25 protein-coding genes are annotated in these 24,398 nt (G+C 58.5%); 17 read left to right on the top strand and 8 right to left on the bottom strand.

Translation table 11 applies throughout. The annotated features are described in order from the left end of the window. Positions 1-9: 9 nt before the first annotated feature. The 3 genes from HMPREF3140_RS20140 to HMPREF3140_RS20130 are packed head-to-tail and all read left to right on the top strand — an operon-like array spanning position 10 to position 2,380. On the top strand, positions 10-516 hold the full coding sequence (locus HMPREF3140_RS20140; RefSeq protein ID WP_023301896.1) for a ferritin-like domain-containing protein: 507 nt from the start codon (positions 10-12) through the stop codon (positions 514-516). A gap of 16 nt (positions 517-532) precedes the next feature. Then, complete coding sequence (locus tag HMPREF3140_RS20135) at positions 533-715, top strand: hypothetical protein (protein ID WP_020802170.1); 183 nt, start codon at positions 533-535, stop codon at positions 713-715. A gap of 39 nt (positions 716-754) precedes the next feature. Beyond that, the gene (locus HMPREF3140_RS20130) at positions 755-2,380 is read left to right on the top strand and encodes an alpha-amylase family protein (protein WP_004898428.1); all 1,626 of its coding nucleotides are present in this window, start codon (positions 755-757) and stop codon (positions 2,378-2,380) included. On the opposite strand, the gene HMPREF3140_RS20125 is transcribed toward HMPREF3140_RS20130, so the two are convergent. The 3 genes from HMPREF3140_RS20125 to HMPREF3140_RS20115 all read right to left on the bottom strand — a co-directional run bounded on the left by HMPREF3140_RS20125 (position 2,377) and on the right by HMPREF3140_RS20115 (position 4,649). Then, on the bottom strand, positions 2,377-3,372 hold the full coding sequence (locus HMPREF3140_RS20125) for an SDR family oxidoreductase (RefSeq protein ID WP_004151245.1): 996 nt from the start codon (positions 3,370-3,372) through the stop codon (positions 2,377-2,379). The two genes, HMPREF3140_RS20130 and HMPREF3140_RS20125, sit on opposite strands and share 4 nt — an antisense overlap. Positions 3,373-3,690: 318 nt before the next feature. Beyond that, positions 3,691-4,137, bottom strand: a complete 447-nt coding sequence (locus HMPREF3140_RS20120) for a DUF421 domain-containing protein (RefSeq protein ID WP_004148482.1) — start codon at positions 4,135-4,137, stop codon at positions 3,691-3,693. Between the two features lie 8 nt (positions 4,138-4,145). Beyond that, a complete protein-coding gene (locus HMPREF3140_RS20115; RefSeq protein WP_004184168.1) occupies positions 4,146-4,649 on the bottom strand; it encodes a hypothetical protein in 504 nt (167 codons plus the stop codon). Between the two features lie 155 nt (positions 4,650-4,804). Here HMPREF3140_RS20115 and HMPREF3140_RS20110 point away from each other — a divergent pair, with 155 nt between their 5' ends. The 4 genes from HMPREF3140_RS20110 (at position 4,805) to HMPREF3140_RS20095 (ending at position 6,890) form a co-directional block, all read left to right on the top strand. Beyond that, complete coding sequence (locus HMPREF3140_RS20110; RefSeq protein ID WP_020316426.1) at positions 4,805-5,209, top strand: YdeI family stress tolerance OB fold protein; 405 nt, start codon at positions 4,805-4,807, stop codon at positions 5,207-5,209. A gap of 15 nt (positions 5,210-5,224) precedes the next feature. Beyond that, positions 5,225-5,371: a hypothetical protein gene (locus tag HMPREF3140_RS28935; RefSeq protein ID WP_002906033.1), complete on the top strand. Its 147-nt coding sequence runs from the start codon at positions 5,225-5,227 to the stop codon at positions 5,369-5,371. A 113-nt stretch (positions 5,372-5,484) separates the two neighbouring features. After that, complete coding sequence (locus HMPREF3140_RS20100; RefSeq protein WP_002906030.1) at positions 5,485-5,916, top strand: OsmC family protein; 432 nt, start codon at positions 5,485-5,487, stop codon at positions 5,914-5,916. 104 nt (positions 5,917-6,020) lie between these two features. Further along, positions 6,021-6,890, top strand: a complete 870-nt coding sequence (locus tag HMPREF3140_RS20095) for an oxygenase MpaB family protein (RefSeq protein ID WP_004176040.1) — start codon at positions 6,021-6,023, stop codon at positions 6,888-6,890. A gap of 1 nt (position 6,891) precedes the next feature. Here the strand turns inward: HMPREF3140_RS20095 and HMPREF3140_RS20090 are convergent, their stop codons facing one another. Further along, on the bottom strand, positions 6,892-7,578 hold the full coding sequence (locus tag HMPREF3140_RS20090) for an ABC transporter substrate-binding protein (RefSeq protein ID WP_004184165.1): 687 nt from the start codon (positions 7,576-7,578) through the stop codon (positions 6,892-6,894). Continuing rightward, positions 7,568-7,750: a hypothetical protein gene (locus tag HMPREF3140_RS20085; RefSeq protein ID WP_004143707.1), complete on the bottom strand. Its 183-nt coding sequence runs from the start codon at positions 7,748-7,750 to the stop codon at positions 7,568-7,570. Before HMPREF3140_RS20085 ends, HMPREF3140_RS20090 begins: the two co-directional genes overlap by 11 nt. 49 nt (positions 7,751-7,799) lie before the next feature. Between HMPREF3140_RS20085 and HMPREF3140_RS20080 the strand changes: the two genes are divergently transcribed. The 5 genes from HMPREF3140_RS20080 to HMPREF3140_RS20060 all read left to right on the top strand — a co-directional run bounded on the left by HMPREF3140_RS20080 (position 7,800) and on the right by HMPREF3140_RS20060 (position 14,089). Next, positions 7,800-8,741: a cation diffusion facilitator family transporter gene (locus HMPREF3140_RS20080; protein WP_023280135.1), complete on the top strand. Its 942-nt coding sequence runs from the start codon at positions 7,800-7,802 to the stop codon at positions 8,739-8,741. Between the two features lie 232 nt (positions 8,742-8,973). Then, positions 8,974-9,891, top strand: a complete 918-nt coding sequence (locus tag HMPREF3140_RS20075) for a bestrophin family protein (protein WP_004148478.1) — start codon at positions 8,974-8,976, stop codon at positions 9,889-9,891. Between the two features lie 315 nt (positions 9,892-10,206). After that, positions 10,207-12,507 carry an FdhF/YdeP family oxidoreductase gene (locus tag HMPREF3140_RS20070; RefSeq protein ID WP_002906020.1) on the top strand — a complete coding sequence of 767 codons (2,301 nt, stop codon included), beginning with the start codon at positions 10,207-10,209 and terminating at the stop codon, positions 12,505-12,507. Positions 12,508-12,656: 149 nt separating this feature from the next. Then, positions 12,657-13,538, top strand: coding sequence for a LysR family transcriptional regulator (locus HMPREF3140_RS20065; protein WP_002906016.1), 882 nt, complete (start codon positions 12,657-12,659; stop codon positions 13,536-13,538). Positions 13,539-13,774: 236 nt separating this feature from the next. After that, positions 13,775-14,089 carry a PTS lactose/cellobiose transporter subunit IIA gene (locus HMPREF3140_RS20060; RefSeq protein WP_004180041.1) on the top strand — a complete coding sequence of 105 codons (315 nt, stop codon included), beginning with the start codon at positions 13,775-13,777 and terminating at the stop codon, positions 14,087-14,089. Positions 14,090-14,129: 40 nt separating this feature from the next. On the opposite strand, the gene HMPREF3140_RS20055 is transcribed toward HMPREF3140_RS20060, so the two are convergent. Next, on the bottom strand, positions 14,130-15,536 hold the full coding sequence (locus HMPREF3140_RS20055) for an MFS transporter (RefSeq protein WP_070553083.1): 1,407 nt from the start codon (positions 15,534-15,536) through the stop codon (positions 14,130-14,132). Between the two features lie 587 nt (positions 15,537-16,123). On the opposite strand from HMPREF3140_RS20055, the gene HMPREF3140_RS20050 reads away from it, so the two are divergent. After that, on the top strand, positions 16,124-16,804 hold the full coding sequence (locus HMPREF3140_RS20050) for an MgtC family protein (RefSeq protein ID WP_002906011.1): 681 nt from the start codon (positions 16,124-16,126) through the stop codon (positions 16,802-16,804). A 97-nt stretch (positions 16,805-16,901) separates the two neighbouring features. After that, the gene (gene zapE / locus HMPREF3140_RS20045) at positions 16,902-17,963 is read left to right on the top strand and encodes a cell division protein ZapE (RefSeq protein ID WP_070553082.1); all 1,062 of its coding nucleotides are present in this window, start codon (positions 16,902-16,904) and stop codon (positions 17,961-17,963) included. 34 nt (positions 17,964-17,997) lie between these two features. Here the strand turns inward: zapE and katG are convergent, their stop codons facing one another. Then, complete coding sequence (katG, locus tag HMPREF3140_RS20040; protein WP_009485840.1) at positions 17,998-20,175, bottom strand: catalase/peroxidase HPI; 2,178 nt, start codon at positions 20,173-20,175, stop codon at positions 17,998-18,000. Positions 20,176-20,443: 268 nt separating this feature from the next. Beyond that, positions 20,444-21,376, bottom strand: a complete 933-nt coding sequence (locus HMPREF3140_RS20035) for a LysR family transcriptional regulator (protein WP_023280131.1) — start codon at positions 21,374-21,376, stop codon at positions 20,444-20,446. A gap of 99 nt (positions 21,377-21,475) precedes the next feature. Between HMPREF3140_RS20035 and HMPREF3140_RS20030 the strand changes: the two genes are divergently transcribed. The 3 genes from HMPREF3140_RS20030 to mrdA all read left to right on the top strand — a co-directional run. After that, a complete protein-coding gene (locus HMPREF3140_RS20030; RefSeq protein ID WP_004143693.1) occupies positions 21,476-21,910 on the top strand; it encodes a DMT family transporter in 435 nt (144 codons plus the stop codon). 9 nt (positions 21,911-21,919) lie between these two features. Continuing rightward, entirely contained in the window at positions 21,920-22,396 is a 477-nt protein-coding gene (locus HMPREF3140_RS20025; RefSeq protein ID WP_032411542.1) for a DMT family transporter, read from the top strand. A gap of 198 nt (positions 22,397-22,594) precedes the next feature. Next, positions 22,595-24,398: penicillin-binding protein 2 (gene mrdA, locus HMPREF3140_RS20020; RefSeq protein WP_181023170.1), on the top strand; the 1,804-nt coding region annotated here is incomplete at its 3' end.

Raw genomic sequence — 24,398 nt, 5'->3', positions numbered from 1 at the left:
GAGGTGTATATGACGGATATTGAAAATTATCACAACTGGCTTCGCGATGCGCATGCCATGGAAAAACAGGCTGAGTCGCTGCTGGTGGCCACCATCAGACGCCTCGATAATGAACCGCAGTTACGCACCCGCCTTGAACAACATCTCTATGAAACCCGACGGCAATTGTCCGCCCTGCAGGATATCATCGCCCGCAACCATATTTCCCGCTCTGCGCTGAAGGATGCGATGAGCCGGGTGGCGGCGTTAGGACAGACCATTGGCATCATGCTGCCCGGTGATGAGGTTATTAAAGTGATTATCACTGCCTACGTTTTTGCCCATTTTGAGGTCGCCTGCTATACCGCTTTATTAACGGCGGCGAAAAGAGTAGGCGACCACAGCGCGATGCATACACTGGAGGGTATCCTGGCTGAAGAGAGAGGAATGGCTGATTGGCTGCTCCATTATCTGCCAGTGCTGACCGGGCAATATCTTATGGATACCGATATGCCTGGCGTTGAGGCCGGGCATTAAGCCGCCGGAGGACGCTATGGTCAAACGGCAAACCATCGCGCTCCTCGCCGCCGAGGAAGAGGTTCCGCTGGTATTAACCGCCAGGCAGCAGGCGCTGGTGGACGCGGTAGCGAACAGGATGCTACCAGCGGAACGCAATCCCGTATCGCCTGTCGACAAACCGCGCGCGAAGGCCAGGGCGGGGTCCGGATCGCGCTGAGGCGGCTGACAGGGACGGGCAGAACGCGAGGTGAGAGTGATGCAACGGGAAGAGTGGTTTCACAGAGCGGTCATCTATCAGGTTGACAGTTCGCTCTTTTATGATGCCAATGGCGATGGTTTTGGCGATCTCGCGGGCATTCGCCAAAAGCTACACTACATTCGCAGCCTCGGAGCGACGGTGCTCTGGCTGACTCCGTTCTATCTCACTCCTCTGCAGGATGATGGCTATGATATCAGCGATCATCTGCAGCCCGATCCGCGGTTCGGCACTATCGCTGACGTGATTGAGCTGATTGCCCGCGCCCGCGAGCTGGGACTGCGGGTGATCATTGAGCTGGTGATCCAGCACACCTCCGCGCAGCACCCGTGGTTCCAGGCGGCGCGACGCGATCCCCGGTCGCCGTGGCGGCCGTATTATCTGTGGGCCGATCGGCCGCCGGAAAACGACGATCCTCCCATGTTTCCCGGCGTTGAGGAGAGCGTCTGGCGCTGGGACGAACAGGCTGGGCAATATTATCGCCACATGTTTTATCACCACGAGCCCGACCTGAATCTCGCCCATCCGCCGGTGATCGCTGAAATCGAAAACATTATCACCTTCTGGCTGCAGGCTGGGGTGTCGGGCTTTCGTCTCGATGCCGCGTCACATCTGGTCAAGCAGGCCGGAAAGGGCGACGAGACGCGCGGCTACCCGTTGCTGACCCATCTCCGGCAGGTTGTACAGCGCCTCAATCCCGATGCGATACTCCTGGGTGAAGTGGACGTCGCGGTAGAAGATTACCGTCATTATTTCGGCCAGGGCGATCGGCTGCAGATGGTGCTTAATTTCTGGCTTAACAAATACCTCTACCTCAGCCTGGCGCAGCAGCGCGCCGCGCCGGTGGTGAAGGCCCTGCAGGCGATGGTGACCCCGCCGGACGGGTGCTGCTTCGTCAACTGGCTGCGCAACCATGATGAACTGGATCTTGAGGGGATTGGCGAGCGCAACAAGCGCCAGGTTATCCGCACCTTTGCCCCTGATAAATCGATGTCCGTTTACCAGCGCGGCGTACGCCGAAGACTGGCGCCGATGCTGGACGGCGATACCCGACGCATAGCCTTAGCCCATGCTATCCTGCTGGCGCTGCCCGGCGTGCCGGTGATGCGCTATGGCGACGAGATTGGCATGGGTGACGATCTCTCCTTACCGGAGCGCTACGCGGTCAGAACGCCGATGCAGTGGTCAGCCGCGGCCAACGCCGGCTTTTCCCGGGCGGCGCGGGATGATTTGCCGGTAAAACCGGTGGCCAGCGGGCGGTTCCGCTACCAACGGATCAATGTCGAAACGGCGCTGCGCCATCCCAGGTCGCTGCTGCATCGGGTACGCAATATGGTATTGGCGCGCACGGAATATACTGAACCGGGATCCCTCCCTTTTACTCTCCTTACCCTAAAGCCCGACGCGGTGCTGGGCTTACTCTATCGCAGCGAATCGCGGGAGGTATTGATGCTGGCCAACTGCAGCCAGCAGGCGGTAGAGGTCCTGCTCCCGCCGCTGGCCGAGGGCTACTGGAGCCCAATTCTGGAAGATAAGCTCTATCAGGATGGGCTGCACGGCGGGAAAGATGCGCGGCTGGCACTCTCCGGGTATGGTTACCGTTGGTTCAGCCGCAGCCTGAGTTAGCGCCGTTTTCCGGAACGACGGAACAACGCCCGCAGCGCCATCGTCGCCACCGCTACCCCGACGCCGGCGGCGACTTTACCCGGGAGATCGGCGCTGATGGTGACTGCTTTACGCCGTGCGCCATCGTTAAAGGGGCCGTGGCCCGGATGATTGCCGCGCACCGGCGTGAACAGGTCGTCCTGTTGGTCTGACGACTTTGGCTGACCGGTAAACTGTCCCTCCCACGCTTTTTTCACCATCAGCCGATCGAGCAGGCGAGGGAAGAAGACCTGGCCGAGGATCGACTGGATGGTGCTTTTTCCGACCCACAGCTCGTTGACCGGGCGCTGGATGACGCTGTAAATAGCCTCGGCGGCGACTTCCGGCTGATAGACCGGGGGCACCGGCTGCATGGCCTGATCCATTTTGTTTCGCGCCCAGCCAAACTGGGCGGTGTTCATCCCCGGCAGTTGCACCATGGTCAACTGGATGTGGCTTTTCTCATGCATCAGTTCGGTTCGCACGGCATCGGTAAAGCCGCGGATCGCCGCTTTCGCTCCGCAGTAAGCCGACTGCAGTGGGATTGAACGCCAGGCCAGCGCCGAGCCGGCCTGAATAATCACCCCCCGATCCCGGGGGATCATGACCTCCAGCGCCGCGCGGGTGCCGTTCACGTACCCGAGATAGGTCACCTCCGTCACCCGGCGAAACTCCTCCTCGCTCATCTGACGAAAGGGCGCCAGCACGGTGGTCATGGCGTTGTTGATCCAGACGTCGATTGCCCCGAGGGTGGTTTCCACCTCGGCGGCGGCGCGCTGCAGCGCCCCGGCATCGACGACATCGGCGCTAATAGCCAGCGTTTTAATGCCAAACCGTTCACAGGCCTGTCGCGTCTCCTGTAAACCCGTTTCGTCTCGGGCGATCAGCGCCACGTGATATCCAGCGCGGGCGAAACGCAGCGCGGTAGCTTTGCCCGCTCCCGCGGTTCCACCGGTAATAACCATCACAGACATAGTGACCTCATTATGTTTTGGCTTTCACAATATTGACTGTACGGATCGGTTAATTATTTCTCACCAATGGCAATGACGAGGTGGGAAATATCCTGGAATAAGCGCAGTGTGAATCAGGCGGCATCTCCTGGTTAGTTTCGGCAGATCCTACATACTTCGGCGAAGGCGTTCTATAATTTGTAGGATCCCTGACAACCAGCGAGGAGGAAAAATGTTAATGTTGAACGTTGTTAACGGTGAAAAAGAAGAGGATGACGCCACTCGCGCTCCGGAATCAGGTGATAAACAACCGGAGCGTGATAAATAGCGAAGCCGATACTATTCCTGCTCAGGAATAATGGATATCTGGCCGTTACGCTCGAGAATAGCGAATTTGATCGCTTTCAATTCATAAATGCCATGGTGCTGCCTGGCCGCCAGCAGGATATCATCGACAGAGATATTGACGAGCTTAATCTTCTCGTCGATGACAGCACCATTTTCCACCACGATAACCGGCGTACCATCGAGAAAATTTTCTGCCTGAGCAAATTTTTTCTTAATATAGCCGAACAAAATATCAATACTAACCAGGGTGACGATAGTCAGCATCGACCCGGTAACCGAATAGTCTGTGCTGAGCATCGCCTGCTGGGTGGCTTCGCTGATAATCAGCAACAGTATCAGGTCAAAGTTGGTTAATTGCATCAGGGTTCTTCTGCCGGCAATCTTAAAAATAATCAACAGGATCAGATAGATTGCTGCGGCTCTAAGGACCATTTCCATAGCGACTCCTACGGATAGACAAACTGCTGCCAGGTTACAGAATAGCGATCGTTAACTACCGCCTGCAGAGAGATATTACCGGCCGTTTTTGGGGTAACGGCTAACCACACAGATATCGGTGAAGGGGGGTTCGACCGCTGATAGACGAGATGTAATTTCCCGTCGGCGCTATACATTTTATCCGGCTGCGGACGGATATCACCGATCTGGTAGCGGGTTAATAACGGGGCGGCGAAGCTGATAATGGTGTCGCTGGCCGTATCCGGTTTAATCTGAATATTAAGCTCGGTTTCACTCATCAGCCTGGCATAGCGCTGATAATCGACGCTTAATTCGCCTCCGCCGGTTTCCCGGTGTGCTTCACTGAAATAACCGGAGGACCACAGGCCGCTTAACGCGGTAAGAATGATGAGACTCAAAACAATTATCCCATAGCGGCGGAAGCGATATTCAAAGCGTAAGGAGCGTTCATTCTCATCGACGATAGGACAAGGCTGTTGATTCTTAATCATTAATATTTTCCCCGCGTTTCGTTTCGCCAGGAGCGTAACGATAAGGACATTCTTATATTAGACGATATCAGAACAATTGACTTTGTAAAAATGGCCAGCCTCAGCCAGGCTTTATTCTCATCGTCAGCAAATCGTCAGCAAAAAACGGAGGCATGATGAAAAAACTAGCATTAGCCATGGCATGTCTGTTTGCCGTAGGTGTCGCGCAGGCGGACGATAAGGGAGGGTTTAGCCAGGATGCCGCGCCGCCGCCGCCGCACAAACTCGATGACGGCTATCGCGGCGTCGAGGATGGCCGGATCATGACCGTTGAGCAGGCGAAAACCATGCACGATGGCGCGACCGTTTCGCTGCGCGGCAATCTGCTCAAGCGGCAGGGAGATGACCGTTATCAGTTTCGTGATAAAAGCGGCATCATCACCGTTATTATCCCGGTCGCCGCGTTTAACGAACAACACGTAGAGCCAGACGATCTGGTCAATATCAACGGCAGTCTGGATCGCAAAATGACGCCGCCGGTCGTGCGAATCGATCGTCTGCTCAAGCAGTCGCCTAAGTAAGCGGAGCACGTCGATATGAGCACCTTTTCTCACTCGCAAGACGAAGAGCGCGGTAAGCAACCTGCCCGTGAGGCGCCCGGGGAGCAGGGCGAAGTTCCGCGTAAACGGGACGACAGCAAGGATGACAAATCCGATCCCTGGCATCCGCAGGATGGCCGATAGCGTCACCAACGACACGAAAACCAGGGGAACGTGGGAGCCAGAGGCTGCAAAAAGACGCAGCTTCGGCATCACGCACTATACTTTTTGTTCGACATCACTACAGGAGGAATCAAATGGCGATTCATAAGAAAGGGCTAGCGCACTGGGAAGGCGACCTGAAGCATGGCAAAGGCACCGTGTCGACAGAAAGCGGGGCGCTGAGCCAGCAGCCCTACGGATTTAACACCCGTTTTGAGGGGGTGAAGGGCACCAACCCTGAGGAGCTGATCGGCGCTGCACATGCCGCCTGCTTTTCGATGGCCCTGTCGCTGATGCTCAGCGAAGAGGGATATACCGCAACGTCCATTGACACTACCGCAGTGGTCACCCTCAATAAAACCGACGGCGGCTTTGCGATTACCGATATCGCGCTGCAAAGCCAGATCGTCCTGCCGGACGTGTCTCCGGCGGCGTTCGATGAGATCATCCAGAAAGCGAAAGCAGGCTGCCCGGTATCGCAGGTGCTAAAGGCCAACATTACCCTCGATTACCAGCTGAATCCGTAAGCCGTCGTGCCCGCGTGCTGCGGGCACTCTTTCCGCAATATCTCTCCCAATGCTGTCCAACAGTGGTATCTTTTGTCCTTTAGTTGCACGTAAGGGATACCATCATGATCGGCATTCGCCGGATGATCGAGGCGCAGGTGCTCGGCCTGACCGGCATGGCGCTAAAAGAGATCGACTTTGAACGACCCAAAGGAGAGCCGGGGCTGTTTGGTCCCCAGTCGGCCATCTGGCAGGTGCACGGCGATTTTACCTCGATGCTCTGCGGCGGCATTAGCGCGCTGTTGCTGCAGATGCTGCATCCTCTGGCGCTGGCCGGCGTCTGGGATCACTCTCGTTTTCGCGAGGATATTTTGGGCCGCCTGCGCCGCACTAGCCAGTTTATTTCTGCCACCACTTTTGCCACTACCCCCGACGCCGAACGGCTAATCGCCAAAGTACAGGGGATCCATCAGCGGATCGCCGGGGTGGATAAGGACGGAACCCCGTATCAGGCGAGCGACCCGGCGCTGTTAACCTGGGTGCACGTCGCCGAGTGCAGTTGCTTTATGGCCTCCCACCTGCGCTACAAGCGGACGGTGGTCAGTCCCGAGCGCCAGGAGGACTATTTTCGTGAGTCGGCGGAAATCGCCCGGCGGCTGGGGGCTCGGGATATCCCTCAGACACCGCAGGAGGTGGCGGACTATCTCGAGGCGATGCGCCCGCGACTGCGCTGCGACGAACGTACCCGGGAGGTAGCTGAGGTGCTGCTCTCCACCCGTCTGCCGGGGCGGATGAGCCAGCCGGTCGGCCGGGTGATGATGAACGCAGGAATTGACCTCCTGCCGGAATGGGCGCAGGAGATGCTGGGATTGTCGCTCACGCCGCTGCAGCGGCGCACGACGCGCCTGATGGTGCATGGCGTGGCCCGCGTACTGCGCGCCTCGGTACGCAACGGCGCCTGGCATTGCGCCATGCGCCGGATGACGGAGGCGTGATTCAGTTCGCTTGGCCCAGGTGACCGGCAATCAGCGCCTGCAGACTGCCATCCGCCCGCCACTCGCTAAGCGCGTCGTTTACCGCGTGAAAACGGTCCACGTCCGCCCGGGCGACGCAGATGGCCTGCTGGATCTCGGTAAAATTATCCGCCAGTACCCGCACCCCGGCGTGCTGACGGGCTGTCGCCTCCAGCGGCTGGCGGATGCCGGCGACCATATCCCCTTCACCGGCGAGGAAGGCGTCGATTGCCTCCTGCGAAGAGGGAAGGCGATGCAGGCTGGCGTGCTGCAGATGGCGGGTTAGCCATAGATCGTATGCGGCGTTTTGTCCGACGTTAATGGTGGTTGCCGGGCGATCCATGTCGGCCACGCTCTGGCAGGGCGAATCAACGCTGACCAGCGCGGTACCCTGGATGGTGATATAGGGCGAGGTAAAGCGCAGGGTGGCTTCCCGCGCCGGATCGATGGCCAGAAAGGCAATATCCCAGTGCTCGCCACCGGCGTCAGCCACCACTTTACCCGCGGCAGGATAGGGAACGAATTCGGCGCTGACGCCCCAGCGCGTCGCCAGCCGATGGCTGAGCTCGACGGTGATGCCCGCTGGCTTTCCTGTCTCCCCGAGATGGGCCAGGACCGCATTGCCCAGATTAATGGCGAAACGCAGCCGGGATGGTTTGTTATGTGACATCGCTGACTCCTGTGGTGGCTAAGCTAAAATGGCCCGACCTGTGGCCACCCTTCAAAAGATAGTTCATAGGCGCAAGGTTGCAGCGTTCCAACGGCACATACAGTAAATAGTCATTACCGACCGCCGCGATATCGTTAAACGGCAAGGCAATGGCTTTTATATTGTTAAGCATAAACTCAGTTTGTCAGTTTATTCTTCCCGCTCACAAAGGGAGAGAAATAATGACACAACATAATTTTGAAAATGATAATAAATATCATGAGCGTTCGGTGCAGGCGCGAAAGAGTACCCTTGTTAGCGTGGTGGTTAATATTTTCCTTTCTGCCTTACAGGTAGTCGTGGGAATATTTTCCGGCTCTCAGGGATTAATTGCCGACGGAATGCACTCTTTTTCCGATCTGGTCGCCGATGGCGTGGTATTGATGGCGAATAAAAAGAGCCGTCGACCGTCTGACCACGATCACCACTATGGCCACTGGCGCTATGAGAACGGCGCCTCCCTAATCATCGGCGCGATGCTGCTGCTCGTCGGGGGTGGCATGCTATGGTCCGCGGCGGGCCATCTCGCGCAACCGCAAACTATTCCGCCGGTGCACAGCGCGGCGCTGTGGATGGCGCTGGTGGCGCTGGCCGTCAAGGAGGGGCTGTTTCGCTATATGCTGGCGGCCGCCAGGCGGCTGAATTCGTCGCTGCTTATCGCCAATGCCTGGCATGCCCGCTCCGACGCCGCATCCTCCCTGGTGGTGGCCCTGGGGATTATCGGTAATCTGGCCGGGTTCGCCTGGTTCGACCCGCTCGCCGCGCTGGCGGTGGGGCTGCTGATTGCGCGCATGGGCTATCGTTTCGCCGCCAGCGCGCTGCATGATTTAATGGACCGTGCGGTTGATGAAGAGATGCAGCAGGCGATCGCCGATACGCTGCGAGCCACGCCGGGCGTGGCGGGCCTCCACGATCTGAAAACCCGTAAGGCGGGGGATCTGGTGCTGGTGGATGTCCATCTCGAGGTGGCTGGCGAGATGTCGGTAGCCGAAGGACATCAGATTGCCCGTCACGCGCGTGAGCGAGTGCTGGCGCAGCATCCGGTGCTTAATGTGATGGTGCATCTCGATCCCTGCGATGAGCATGGGGTTGAAGAAAGCGGTCTGATACACCCGGTAGCATAAGCGGAAAAATGAATTGGCTCAGCGGTTATTTTTTCTTCTGAGGCATTATTGCTGGCGCATTGATTGCCTGAAATATAAAAAAGGCCCATACTAAAAACGCCATTACCATCGCTAAATAATGGCGCAGATCTGCCCATCGCAGTTAACGATAAAATAAACCAATCGGCTCATAGATAATCTCTATTCTGTATTCAGAGATAATGACCAGAGCGGTAATTCAGGAAGTCAGACAATGATCATTCGGCCAGAACAACACTGGTTTCTTCGCCTATTTGACTGGCACGGCTCCGTGCTGTCGAAAATCATCTTTCGCCTGCTGCTAAATGTGCTGATGTCGATCATCGCCATTATCAGCTATCAATGGTACGAACAGTTGGGGATCCACTTAACCGTGGCGCCGTTCAGCCTGCTGGGGATTGCGATTGCGATTTTCCTCGGCTTTCGCAACAGCGCCAGCTACAGCCGCTTCGTCGAGGCGCGCAATCTGTGGGGGACGGTGCTTATCGCCGAACGCACGCTGGTGCGTCAGCTGCGCAATATCCTGCCGGCGGAACACGATGCCCATCGCCGCATCGTCAGCTATCTGGTGGCCTTTAGCTGGAGCCTGAAGCACCAGCTGCGCAAAACCGATCCGACGGCTGACCTGCGGCGGTTGCTACCGGAGGAGAGGGTGACGGAGATCCTCGCCAGCTCAATGCCCACCAACCGGATCCTGCTGCTGGCCGGCAACGAAATTGGCCAGCTGCGGGAGGCGGGCAAGCTCAGCGACATCACTTACGGGCTGATGGACAACAAACTCGACGAGCTGGCGCACGTGCTGGGCGGTTGTGAAAGGCTGGCCACCACCCCGGTGCCTTTCGCCTATACCCTGATCCTGCAGCGTACCGTCTACCTGTTCTGTACGCTGCTGCCGTTCGCCCTGGTCGGCGATCTGCACTACATGACGCCGTTTGTCTCGGTCTTTATCTCTTACACCTTTTTATCGTGGGATTCGCTGGCGGAAGAGCTGGAAGATCCGTTCGGCACCGCAGCCAATGACCTGCCGCTGAACGCGATGTGCAATACCATCGAGCGCAATCTGCTCGACATGACCGGTCAGCATCCGCTGCCGGAGACGCTGCGTCCGGACCGTTACTTCAATCTGACCTGAGCCTGGCCCACCGGGCGGTTTCGCTGCCCGGTCATCACTTTCCGTAGCAATTTATCCGTCACAGCACCGCGGTGAAAACCGCAAAATTTGCAAATAAGTTAAATTTAACACCTGATAGATAACATCAATTATACAGAATTGTGGTGTATGTTATTATTCAGTTAACAAACGCAGTACCTACGCTTTCCCATCGTACTATCCTTGAGAAACAGCATTCTTTTCAGGTGACGCCATGCGATTCACGCTTCGTCGCCGGGGTTGTCGTACGCCTTTTTCGGCTAGCGACAGCCAGAACAGAGCAGCAGGAGTAAAGAGATGACCAATAAAAGACGCGCGGTTCCCGGTGTTCACCCCTATGACGGTCCGGCAGGCGGGTGGGGCGCGTTGAAGGCCACGGCCATCGCCGTGCGCACCCAGATGGATGCCTTTGAGGCGCCCGCCACGCTGCTGCGTACCAACCAGCCGGACGGTTTTGACTGCCCGGGCTGCGCCTGGCCGGATAAAGAACATAAATCGACCTTCCAGTTTTGCGAAAACGGCGCCAAAGCCGTGACCTGGGAGGCGACCACCAAACGGGTGACGCCCGCATTCCTCGCGGCAAATACCGTATCTTCCCTGCTGGCAAAAAGCGATTTTGAACTGGAGGGCTACGGCCGCTTAACCCATCCTTTGGTTTACGACCGGGACAGCGATACCCTGCGCCCGGTGGCGTGGGAGCAAGCCTTCGCCCGTATCGGCGAGATCCTCCGCGGCCTGCAGCCGGATGAGGTTGAATTCTACACCTCTGGCCGAGCCTCCAACGAAGCGGCGTGGCTGTTCCAGCTGTTTGCCCGCGAGTATGGCACTAACAACTTCCCCGATTGCTCCAACATGTGTCATGAATCCACCAGCGTGGGCCTGCCACAGTCGATCGGCATTGGTAAAGGCACCGTCTCTCTCGACGATTTTGACCAGACCGAGCTGGTGATCTCCATCGGCCATAATCCGGGCACCAACCACCCGCGGATGATGGGCACCCTGCATGAGCTATCCCGCCGCGGCGTGCCGATTATCGTTTTCAATCCGCTGCGTGAACGGGCGCTGGAGCGTTTTGCCGATCCGCAGAACGTGATGGAGATGGCGACCCGGCGCTCGACGCCGATCGCCTCGACCTACTACCAGGTACGGGCCGGCGGCGACGCGGCGGCGCTGAAAGGGATCGCCAAAGCGCTGCTGCAGCTGGAGGAGGAGCAGGGCAATGTGCTCGACCACGCGTTTATTGCCCAACATACCCAGGGATTCACCGCCTTCGCCGATGACCTCCACGCCACCCGCTGGCAGGACATCGAACAGGAGTCTGGCCTGACGCGCGAATCCCTGAACCAGGTTGCGGCGGCTTACGCCAAATCCAGGGCCACCATCGTCACCTACGGTATGGGCATCACCCAGCATAACAAAGGCACCTCCAACGTGCGTCTGATTGCCGACCTGCTGCTGATGCGCGGCAATATCGGCAAGCCGGGGGCCGGGATCTGTCCTTTGCGCGGTCACTCGAACGTCCAGGGTAACCGCACTGTCGGGATTAGCGAAAAACCCTCCGCGGCTTTCCTCGACAGCCTGCAGCGGGTGATGGGGATTACGCCGCCGCGGCATCATGGCCACGATGCGGTAAAAGCCCTGGAGGCCATGATCGCCGGCGAAGCCAAAGCGCTGATCTGCCTTGGGGGCAACTTCGCCGTGGCGATGCCGGACCACGAACGCGCCTTCCCGGCGATGCGCGGCCTTGAGCTCAGCGTTCACGTCGGCACCAAGCTCAACCGCTCACATCTCCTGACGGCGAAAGAGACCTTTATTCTGCCGTGTCTGGGCCGCACCGAGCTTGACCTGCAGGCCAGCGGCCGGCAGTCGATCACCGTCGAGGATTCGATGTCGATGGTGCATGCTTCGTCGGGCAAGCTTAAGCCCGCCTCGCCGATGCTGCGCTCGGAGCCGGCGATTGTCGCCGGTCTGGCGAAGGCCACCTTGCCCGCCAGCAAAGTGGACTGGCAGTACCTCGTGGAAGACTACGATCGCATTCGCGATCTGATCGAACAGACCATTCCTGGGTTCGAGGATTATAACCAGCGCATTCGCCATCCTGGAGGCTTCCGCATGCCGCTGCCGCCGACCGAGCGCATCTGGCCTACCGCCACCGGTAAAGCCATGTTCTCGGTATTTAAAGGGGTGCATGAGAACGTGGTGGTGGAGGGTGAGGACGTGATGCGCCTGGTGACGCTGCGCAGTCATGACCAGTACAACACCACCATCTACGCGATGGATGACCGCTACCGTGGCGTCTTTGGCCGCCGCGACGTGCTGTTTATGAACGAGCAGGATATGGCCGCCCAGGGTCTGGAGCATGGCGATCGGGTGGATATCCATACCGCGCTGCCGGGAAGCGCGCTGACGCTGGAAGATATCACGGTGGTGGCCTACGGCATTGCGCCGGGCACCGTCGGCGCCTATTATCCGGAAGCCAACGTGCTGGTGCCGCTGAACTATCTCGATGAAGAGAGCGGCACCCCTTCGTATAAGTCGGTTCCCGTTCGCCTGACGCTGCGCTCGAAAGAGATCCGTCCGCTGGCCGGCGGGCGTTAAAAAGGTATAGCGCAGAGCGGCGTCGCGCCGTCCTGCGCCCCGCAGCACCTCGTGGTGTCCTCGCTTGAATTTATCGCTAGCGAAACTAACATTCTGGTAACCTGTGCGCGGCCCCGGGGGTGAACGGCGGGGTTCAAACGGGAAAGAGAATGGATATTAAGCAACTCAAGTATTTGATCGCGCTCGATCAGACGCGCCATTTTGGCCAGGCGGCGGCGGCCTGTCATATTACCCAGCCGACGCTCTCCATGCGCATTCGTAACCTGGAAGAGGAGCTGAACCTGACGCTGATCCAGCGCGGCCAGCGCTTTGAGGGGTTTACCCCGGAGGGAGAGCGGATCCTGGCCTGGGCGCGGGCGGTGCTGGCCGCTCATGACGGCCTGGCGGCAGAGGCGGCCATCTGTCGCGGGCAGATGGTCGGCCAGCTGCGGGTCGGTATGGTGCCGCTGGCGAGCCTCAATCCGATGCAGTTGATTAAACCCCTGGCGGAGAAATATCCGGCGCTGCAGTTCAGCCTGTTGTCGATGACCTCGGAGCAGATTATCGATGGCGTCAGCCGTAATCAGCTGGATCTGGGGATCTGTTATCTGCAGCATCTGGATGAAGGTCAGTTCAAGATTGCTCGCTTGCCGCAAACCCGGATGGGACTGCTGCACGATAAACGCCATTTCGACTTCAGCGCCGGGACGCCGGGATGGGAGACGCTGGCGACGCTGCCCCTCGGCTTTCTGACCAAGGGGATGTATTACCGGGAATCGATTGAAATCAGCTTTAAGGCCAAAGGGCTAACGCCGAGGTATGTCTTTGAAAGTGATTCGACGTTTCAGATTATCCAGGCGGTGCAGGCGGGGATCTGCTGCGCCATTATGCCGCTTAACAACGGCCTCGAAGCGCTAAGCGATAATCTTGAAATTCTGCCGATCGCCGAAACCCATGTTGATTCACAGCTGGCGCTGATTATGCGCCAGCAGGAACCAGTCTCGACCCTGGCGGAAAAATGCTTCGCCGAGGCGCAGGGGATATTTGGCTGAGGCCGGGCCGCAGACCTGGCGGCTTGTCACTAAAATGCCTAAACGCCCCTCTGATGGGAGAGTGTCAATATAGCCCCGGTGATGCTGGACCGTTGGTAAAAGTGGTATTGCGGCGCCGCTTAATGCTGTCCAGAAGTTACAAGCCTTAATGACAATTTTTTATCCCTTCTGCAGTACACATCACAAATATTAACTATGGCAACAGTCGTCATTCACTTAACAAGTAGGGAAACCGTATGGATATGGAAGCAACCGTCATGGAACTCATCATTAACGCCGGTGAGTCCCGCAGTCTGGCGATGCAGGCGCTGCAAGCCGCCAGAAAAGGAGTGTGGCAGGACGTTGATAGGCTGATGCAGGACGCCGCAGATGCCGCAAAACGCGCGCATGATGTACAAACCATGCTTATCGGTATGGATGAGGGCTGTGGCAAAGTACCGGTTAATCTTATTCTGGTACATGCCCAGGATCATATAATGACCTCTATGCTTGCGCGGGAGTTGATCGCGGAGCTTATTGAGGTTCAGCGCCAGCTGCAACATCGCAACTGATAAAATATGTCGCCGCCGGCACCCTCGGCGGCGACCGCCATCAGATATTCTCCAGACGAATGCCCCGCGTTCTCGGGCCGAAGATCCCCACCGACAGCATCACCATCAGCATACTGACGACGATAAAGCTAATTACTCCCGGCGTACCGGCGTATTGCAGAATAATGCCGATCAGAATGCTGGTCACCGCGGTCGAGAGCCGGCTGAACGAGTAGCAGAAGCCGACGGCGCGGGCGCGAATATGGGTCGGGAAGACCTCGGCCTGGTAGGCGTGGTAGCTGATGGTCAGCCAGGCGTTGGACCAGGTGATCATAAACCCGCAGATCACCAGCAGAATCGGGTTGTTTTGCAGAGCGAACAGGGTGCCGAAGATAACGGTCATCAGCGCGGAGAGGACAATCTGCCACTTGTTTTCAAAGCGATGCACGAAGCGGGTGCAGAACAGGCAGCCCAGCGGATAGGCGAGGGTGATAAAGAAGGCGTACAGCAGGCTATGGGTGATGCTGGCGCCCTGACCGGAGAGCAGCGCCGGCAGCCAGTTGCCAAAGCCGAAGAAACCGATCGCCTGGAAGAAGTTCATCACCATCAGCATCAGGGTGCGCTGCCGATACTGCGGTGCCCAGATTTCGCGGAAGGTGCCGCGTTTGACGACGCTCTGTGCCGCATGCGCATGCTTCGGCGACGGCGTCAGGCCGCAGCGGGCTTCCATCTCACACATCACCGTATGCGCGTCATCATGCCGCCCTTTGCTTTCCAGCCAGCGGGCTGACTCCGGTAGCTTTTTGCGGATAAACCAGATCGCCAGTGAGAACAGTGCGCCAAAGATGATCACCCAGCGCCAGCCGCTGAGGCCGAACAGGGTGGTCGGCACCAGCATCCAGGACATCAGCGCCACCGCCGGAACCGAGAGGAACTGGATGAAGAAGGCAAAGGCAAAGGCTTTATTGCGCAGATGGGTTGGCACCCATTCGCTGAGATAGGTATCAATGGCCACCAGCTCAATGCCGAGGCCGATCCCCACCAGAAAGCGGAAGAAGATCACCCCTTCCGCGCTACTCTGCGTCGCCATCAGCAGCGAAAAAAGACCGTACCAGGCGAGCGCCACCATAAAGGTCAGGCGGCGGCCCAGTTTGTCCGCCAGCGGCGCCAGCAGACTGGCGCCGATAAACAGCCCCATAAAGGTGGCGGAGGCGAAGGCCGCCTGGTCGGCGATGCCGAAGATGCCCGCCTGTCCGGTGTGGAAAATGCCCTCCGCCAGCAGGCCCGCGCTGATATACCCGGTCTGGAAGAGATCGTAGAGCTCAAAGAAGCCGCCAAGTGAGAGCAGGGTAATAAACGACCATAACCCAAATGAGGCGGGCAGCGCATCAATGCGTCCGGTTAAGCTGGCGTGCGGTTGTCCTGGCGAAGCATAGGGCGTTTCGCCGAGAACCTGGGTGGTAGACATGGTGTTGTGTTCCTCAGGAAGAATGGTTTGCCTGCTAATGTTAATTGATTGTTAATAGTTTTAAATTTTTAATCCTTAGCCTTAGCGACATTCTTTAGCGTAAGATCGCGCTGGGGAGACATAAAGATGATATTCATGCTGGTTTTCGCCGCATCCCAGCGACGGAATTGAAGTAAATCACCGCTGACGGCATTTTAGTCGCCTGGCGATGTCACGCTACGCAGGACCCGCGAAAGACAAACTAAACGAATCGTCACCGGCGGCGTTTTCGTGCTTTACCCATCATTACCCCGGGCTATAATGTGCCCACTTTTATTCAGGAGTCATACGTTGGACAGTCACCCTTATTGCGATTTTCCGGCAAGCTAACGCGATCATTTCGCTGCTTGCCATCCCGGCGGGCAGCAATCTCTCAGTTCCGGATTGCCTCCCTCAATAATTTATGCGCCATTGAGCGCGAGAGGCAGCGTTATGTTTATGTTTTCCAGACCCTTATTTCCTCCACCATCATCCACCCGCTAATCGCCCGGCGCGGCTGAGCGCTACATCTGTAATTTTTGGCTTTCTGTTTTCTGGAGGAAGGCGCGATGGTATTTCCTTATATGACACATTTACTCGCGGCAATGTTGTTGGGGGCGCTGATCGGCGCGGAAAGACAGTGGCGACAACGTATGGCCGGTTTACGCACCAATGCCCTGGTGGCCACCGGCGCGGCGGTGTTTATTCTCAGCGCGATGTCGGCCTCGCCGGACAGCCCGGGGCGTATTGCAGCGCAGATCGTCTCCGGTATCGGCTTCCTTGGGGCAGGGGTGATTATGCGTGATGGCATGAACGTCCGCGGCCTCAATACCGCCGCCACGCTGTGGTGTTCGGCCGGGATCGGCGTACTCTGCGGCCTGGGACAGTTCTGGAACGCGACGGCGGCTACGCTGATTATTCTGTGCGCCAATATCCTGCTGCGCGAGGCGGCGCAGCGCATTCATGCCTTGCCGGGGGCCGGTGACGAAGAGAAACGCTATGTCTTACGCGTCACCTGTCTGCGCGAACATGAAAATGCCGTACGTCAGCTGTTGCTGAATATTGCGCAGCAGCAGCGGTTTACCCTGCAGGGATTGCAGTCGGCGGCGGCGGACACCGCGGACCATCTGGAGATTTGCGCGCAGCTGATTAGCCATAAGCAGCACCAAAAAACGCTGGCGCAAATTATGGCGCAGATGGGCGTTCAGCAGAACGTCACATCGGTGCACTGGCGTGTCGGAGAGGCGTAGGGGCTGGCGGCGGAGCAGCGGAAACGGCCGCTCGTCGCGCGATTCGCCATCCCGCGGGAAAGCGGCTAGAATGGCCTCCTCGCAGGAGGTTATAAGAATGTTAAATAATGGATGTGTACCCTCGGAATCTGGTCCCACAGAGGTGACGGCTGATTTTCGTTTTACCCGCGTGATGGCCGAGCAGGCGGCGCGGGCGCGTCTGACGCTGGACGACGATCAGCTGTCACTCATCGCCCGCCTTGACGCCCTCGGTCAGCAGTTGGTGTCCACGACAGGCAGGCCGCAGGGGGTGTACGTCTGGGGACGTACCGGGCGAGGGAAAAGCTTTATCCTCGACCACTTTTTCGCCAGCCTGCCGCTCGCCGCCAGGCGGCGGGTCCATTTTCATCACTTCTTCCGCGAACTGCACCAGCGGCTGAATGCCCCCGGAGCGCCCGACCTGCAGACGGTGATGAGGCAGATGACATCCGGTTGCCGCCTGCTATGCTTCGACGAATTTCATCTGCACGACCCAGGCGACGCCATGCTGATTAAAGCCTTGCTGGAACACCTCTTTCAACACGGTATCGTGCTGCTGGCCACCTCAAACTACCCACCGGAGATGCTGCTGCCCAATCCGCTATATCACGATCGCTTTTTACCGTCGATCGCGCTGATCCGCGCCCATCTAACGGTGGTGGCGCTGAACGGCGAGGAGGATTATCGCGTACGGCATCTTAGCCAGGATAAGGCCTTCTGCAGCGGGCGGATGTGGGTTAATCCGAATGCACAACAGCGTCAGCTGTATGACCTGCCGTCGCTGCCTGGCGAACCGGTTTCGCTGACGGTAGGCTATCGCACGCTGCTGGCGGCCGCGGCGTCGCCCGCGTTGCTGCACTTCACCTTTACCCAGCTTTGTCAGGCCGCCACGGCGGTGATGGACTATCTGACGCTCTGCGAAAGCTATGCCGTCTGGCTACTGGACGAGGTGCCGCCATTGGCTACGGTGGGGCCGGCGGCCCAGCAGCGCTTTATCAATGTGATTGATGTGCTGTATGAAAAGCAGATCCGCCTGCTGCTGGTGACCCGCTGCGACCTGGAGACGCTGGTGGCAGGGGTGGAACTGGAGGATATTCAACGAACGCGGAGTCGCCTGCAACAGCTGCCGCGGGCGGTATAAGGAAAACGCCCCGGCGGGAGCCGGGGCGAGAGGATTACAGATCGAAGCGGTCGAGGTTCATCACCTTGGTCCAGGCGGCAACGAAGTCATGCACCAGCTTCTGCTGCCCGTCGGCGCAGGCGTACACTTCCGCCAGGGCGCGCAGTACCGAGTTGGAGCCAAACACCAGATCCACGCGGGTGGCGCTGTACTTCGCTTCGCCGGTTTTACGGTCGCTGCCGGTAAACAGCTCCGCGTTATCATCGGCCGTTTTCCAGACGGTAGCCATATCAAGCAGATTGACGAAGAAGTCATTGCTGAGCACGCCGACGCGGTCGGTAAACACCCCGTGTTTGCTGCCGTCGTAGTTCGCGCCCAGTACGCGCAAGCCACCGACCAGCACGGTCATTTCCGGGGCGGTTAGCGTCAGCTGCTGCGCTTTATCGATCAGCAGGGTTTCCGTCGAGACACCGCCTTCGATACGGCGATAGTTGCGGAAGCCATCCGCCAGCGGCTGCAGCAGATCAAACGACTCGACGTCGGTCTGCTCAGGCAGAGCGTCGACGCGGCCTGGGGTAAACGGCACATTGACGCTGACGCCGGCGGCAGCGGCCGCCTGCTCAACGCCGACCACGCCGGCCAGCACGATAATATCGGCCAGCGACGCTTTGCCGGAGGCGCGCTGGATCGCCTGCAGGGTCGGCAGCACCCGGCTGGCGATGGCGTTAACCGGCCAGTCTTTCTGCGGGGCCAGCGCCAGACGCGCGCCGTTAGCGCCGCCGCGTTTATCGCCGCCGCGGAAGGTGGAGGCGGACGCCCAGGCGACCGAGACCAGCTCACTGACCGACAGGCCGGCGCCGGCGATGGCGGTTTTCAGGCTGGCGATATCTTCCGCGCTCGGCTGATGGGTCGCTGCCGGCAGCGGATCCTGCCAAATCAGATCTTCTTTCGGCACTTCCGGCCCGAGGTAACGGGATTTTGGCCCCATATCACGGTGGGTCAGCTTGAACCACGCCCGGGCGAACGCCTCGTTAAAGGCCTGCGGATCGTTGAGGAAGCGGCGGGAGATTTTTTCAAACTCCGGGTCGAAGCGCAGGGTCAGGTCGGTGACCAGCATGGTCGGTTTGCGCTTTTTCTCCGGGTTAAACGGATCCGGGATAATCTCCGGCGCGTCTTTGGCTTCGAACTGGATCGCGCCAGCCGGGCTGCGGGTCTGCACCCATTCGTATTTGAACAGGTTTTCGAAAAAGTAGTTGCTCCACTGGGTGGGCGTCTGCGTCCAGACCACTTCCAGACCGGAGGTGATGGCGTCCGCGCCTGCGCCGCTGCCGTAGCTGGAGTGCCAGCCCAGACCCTGCGCTTCCAGCGGCGCGGCTTCCGGCTCGGCGCCGACGTGGCTGGTTTCTGCGGCGCCGTGGGTTTTGCCCAGCGTATGGCCGCCGGCGATCAGCGCGACGATCTCTTCATCGTCCATCGCCATATTGCCGAAGGTGGCGCGAATGGCCGCCGCGGCGGACAGCGGCTCGCCGCTGGCGTTCGGACCTTCCGGGTTGACATAAATCAGACCCATTTCGGTGGCGCCGATGGCCTGTTTCGCCAGGCTTTCCGGATGACGGTGGGCCAGCCACTCTTTCTCATCGCCCCAGTCGACGTCGAGATCCGGTTCCCAGACGTCTTCGCGACCGGCGCCAAAGCCAAAGGTGCGGAAGCCGGCGTTTTCCAGAGCGACGTTACCCGCCAGCATGTAAAGGTCGGCCCAGGAGATTTTCTGGCCATATTTCTGTTTCACCGGCCACAGCAGACGGCGGGCCTTATCGAGGCTGACGTTGTCAGGCCAGGAGTTCAGGGGGGCAAAGCGCTGCTGTCCACGACCTGCGCCGCCGCGACCGTCAACGGTGCGGTAGGTGCCGGCGCCGTGCCAGGCCATACGAATAAACAAGCCAATATAGCTACCCCAGTCTGCCGGCCACCACTCTTGCGAATCGGTCAGCAGCGCTCTGAGATCAGCCTTCAGCGCGGAGTAATCGAGCTTTTTAAACTCTTCCCTGTAGTTAAAATTCTCACCCAACGGGTTGGAGCGATTGGAGTGCTGGTTTAACAGATCGACACGCAGCTGGTTCGGCCACCAGTCGCGGTTGGCGGTGCCGCTGCCGGCGCTCTGTTTTGGCGTCTCGGCGTGGAAAGGGCACTTCCCGGCGGATGCATTGTTGGATGGGTCGTTAGACGTGCTCATATCAGGCTCCGTTTGCTTTTGTGAATGCCGTTACGATATACACTGCTACCAATAAGCGATATTTGAATGAATCTACGGATTTAATAGCTATTTCCGTTCAATGAAGGGTTAGGCAACCCCCTGGTGGGACCGTGTCGGCCTGGAGATTGAGATTAACCTCATTAGTAACCATAGCCGTAACGAGGCGGCAAAGGAAACGATTCGCGTCAAGCTGGGCGAAGGAATGCTAATTGTTTGAGATATGACAAGTTTTACTACGAATCTCGCATTAGCGCTGCCAGTAGGGCGGCGATCCAAACACGTCGGCAAAATAGTCAATCACTGTCCGCACGTTGAGAGAGGGATGGCGGGTATAAGGATAAATCGCCGCGATATACGATGGCGTGTGGCTGATGGCCGCCGAATAGCGATCCATCAGCGTGACTAATGTCCCGTTGTGCAGCGCCCCGCTGACCATCCAGTCGGGAAATAACACGATCCCCATCCCGCCGATGGCTGAAGTGAGCAGGGCATCGGCATTGTTCGAGGTCATGAGCGGGGTCAACGGATAGTGCACCCATGCCTCTTCGCGCTGGCGAAACAGCCAGCGGTTGGCTCCCTGCGAACCGCCATACACCAGCGTGCGATGTTGATGCAATGCCTCCGGCGAAGTCGGGCTGCCGTACCGTGAAACATACTCCGGGGAGGCGGTCAGGTAATAGCGCTGGCTGCCAAACACTCTGGCGTGATAGCCCGCGTCCGGCAGGCTGCTGATGCGAAAAAGGATATCCGTCGCATCGCGATGGGGATCGATAAAATCGTCGGTCAGCATCAGGTCAAACTGCAGTTTGGGATGCCGGGCCGCCAGTTCCGGAAGCCAGGGGGCGATATGCCGCTGACCAAAATAGACCGGCGCATTGATCCGCACCAGTCCGCCGGGGACCTGTGCCCGATCCTGTAACGCCCGTTGCGCGTCGGCGTACTGTCCCAGCAGTTCCCGGGCGGACGCTGCGAAAAGGCGTCCTGCTTCGGTCGGTACCACGGCACGGGTGTTGCGGTAGAACAGCTGCTGCCCGAGGGCATCTTCCAGCTGCTGGATGGTTCGCGAGATCAACGAGGGAGAGACCCCTTCGCGGCGGGCCACTACGGAAAAACTCTGGTTATCGTAAACCGCGATGAAAAGCTGAAGGGCGCGAAAATCGACGCTGCTGGCATCGGCCATCTGTGCAATTCCTGCAATAGTGTTTTCTGCATTATACCGTTTATCGCATCAGCACGCTGTTTTATCCTCAGCCGCCTGTTGTACAGAGGAGGCGCAGTAATGGCGTTATTATTCATTTTATTAGTGATTGCCGGCGGCATGGGATTATCGGTCGAGGCCGGCCTGCTGGGGCCGCTGGCGAGCCAGGTGGGGGATCTGTGGGCAACCATGAGCATCTTTGGGATTGGCGCAGTGTTAACCTTTTTTCTGATGCTCTTTTTCAGCCCGCGTAGCAGCCCGTCGTTCTTTTCTCTGCCCGGCTGGCAACTCACCGGCGGTCTGTTGGGGGCGGGGTACGTGGTGATCTTGACCATGGCGACGCCGGTGATTGGTATTGCCATGACCATGATCGGCATCCTGGCGGGTCAGGTGGCGAAAAGCCTGGCGATCGACCATTACGGGTTATTCGGCAGCCCACGGCGCAAAATCGATCCGCGGCGCGCCATGGCGCTGATGTTGATTATGGCGGCGTTACTGCTGGTGGCTCTGGGTTAAGGAGGGGAAATGGATACGATAGTGATCATTCTGGCGCTGTGCGGCGGCGCATTGCTTAGCGTCCAGGCGGCGATAAATGGCCGTCTTGGCAGCCAGGTGGGGGTGCTGCGCAGCGCCTTTTTAACCTTCGCCACCGGCGCGCTGGTGACGGGATTGCTGATCCTGTTTTTTGCTCCAGCGACGTCGGTAAACCTGCTACAGGTGCCTAAGTGGCAGCTGCTGGGCGCTTTTTGCGGCGTGCCCTACATCGTCATTATGGTGCTGGCGGTGCAGCGGATAGGCACCGCTACGGCTACCGTGGCGGTGATCTTTGGCCAGCTGACGATGAGCCTGCTGATCGACAACTTTGGCTGGCTGGGCAATAGCACGATGGCGTTCTCGCCGGCGCGACTGGCGGCGGTGATATGTCTGGCCCTCGCGCTGTACTTAATCTACACCTCAGGGAAGTCGGCTACCTCCCACGAGGCGGCCCGCGCAGAACACTGAGCTGCGCCGACGCGTCGGGCATCGTGAATATAGCCTGACGCGTCACGGGCAAGGTTAAGAATAACGATCCCTCTAACATGCTGAAACATTTCTGCCAGATCATTAGCAACCTTTCAGTAGGGCTGACGCTGCGATAAGGCTATGCTTCCCGGCCGTTACGCCGTTGGCTTTTCCAGTGATTCAGGTGATGTACCGCTAATGCCCCTTTTGAGAGACGAAATTCGCGACCACTCCGCGGAAGAGATGCTGTTTATCCGCCGGGCCGCAATTGCTTTTCTGCTGGTGGTGGTCTGCTTTGGCGTGCTGATCGTTAACCTCTACCATCTGCAGGTGGAGCAGCACGATTTTTACCAGACCCGGTCAAACCAGAACGACATCAAAATGCTGCCCATCGCCCCCAGCCGCGGGCTGATATTCGATCGCAACGGCATTCCGCTGGTGCAGAATATCACCCTGTATCGCCTGCAGGTGATCCCGAGCAAAATTCCCGATATGGCCGCGCTGTTGCAGCAGCTGACGCCTATCGTCGACCTGACGCCGGACGACATCGCCAGCTTTCGCGACGATATGCACCACACCAGCCGCTACAAAGCGGTCACCCTCAAGTCAGACCTCAGCGATGTGGAGGTGGCCCGCTTCGCGGTCAACGAATTCCGTTTCCCCGGCGTGACGGTGGAGAGCTACCAACAACGGGAATACCCCTACGGCGCAGAGCTGGCGCACGTGGTGGGCTATGTGTCGAAAATCAACGACAGCGATCTGCAACGGCTGGCGAAAAACGGCGAAGAGGAGAACTACGCCGCCGACCGCAATATCGGTAAGCAGGGCATCGAGGGCTATTATGAAAAAGCGCTCCACGGCACCACCGGCTATCAGGAAGTGGAGGTGGATAACCACGGCCGGGTGGTGCGTCTACTGAAAGAGATGCCGCCGGTGGCCGGAAAAAACCTCTATCTGACTCTCGACCTTCATCTCCAGCAGTATATTGAGTCGGTGCTGAAGGGACAGCGGGCGGCGGTGGTGGTGGTCGACCCGCGGGATGGCGGCGTGTTGGCGATGGTCTCCAGTCCCAGCTACGATCCTAATCCGTTCGTCAAAGGTATCGGCTATCAGGCCTATAAATCGCTGCTGGAGAATCCGGACCGGCCGCTGATCAACCGCGTCACCCAGGGGCTATATCCTCCGGCTTCGACGGTCAAACCCTATATGGCGCTGTCGGCGCTCTCCGCTGGGGTCATCACCCCGAACACCACCTTCTTCGGGGCGCCGACGTGGACGCTGCCGGGCACGCAACGCCGCTACCGCGACTGGCTGAAAACCGGCCACGGCATGCTCAACGTGACTAAAGCCATCGAAGAGTCAGCGGACACCTTTTTCTATCAGGTCGCCTTCGAGATGGGCATTGACCGGATCCATGAATGGCTGAGCAAGTTCGGCTACGGCCAGTCCACCGGCATCGACCTTAATGAGGAGTACGCCGGGGTGCTGCCCAGCCGGGAGTGGAAACAGCGGGTGCATAAAAAGCCCTGGTATCAGGGGGACACCATCTCGGTCGGCATCGGCCAGGGGTACTGGATCGCCACCCCGATCCAGATGGTGAAGGCGCTTACCACTCTGCTGAACAATGGTAAAGTACAGGATCCGCATCTGCTCTATTCGATGAAGCAGGGCAACCATGTGGAACGTTATCAGCAGCCGGCGAACCTGCCGCAGGTGGGTGACCCGAAATCCCCGTACTGGGGCATTGTGCGCAACGGCATGTATGGGATGGCGAATCAGCCCAACGGCACCGGCTATAAGCTGTTTCATACTGCGCCGTATCAGATCGCGGCGAAGTCCGGGACCTCGCAGGTCTTTAGCCTGAAGCAAAACCAGACCTATAACGCCAAAATGATCCCGGTGCGTCTGCGCGACCATATCTTCTACACCCTGTTTGCCCCTTATCAGCATCCGAAGGTGGCGATGGCGCTGATTCTGGAGAACGGCGGCGGGGATGGGGTGG

Source organism: Klebsiella sp. HMSC16A12, assembly GCF_001808265.1.
In the GTDB taxonomy this organism is placed as follows: Bacteria; Pseudomonadota; Gammaproteobacteria; order Enterobacterales; family Enterobacteriaceae; genus Klebsiella; species Klebsiella pneumoniae.
Note: the sequence above shows the minus strand (reverse complement) of the source record. Positions and strands in the feature narration are given on the sequence as shown.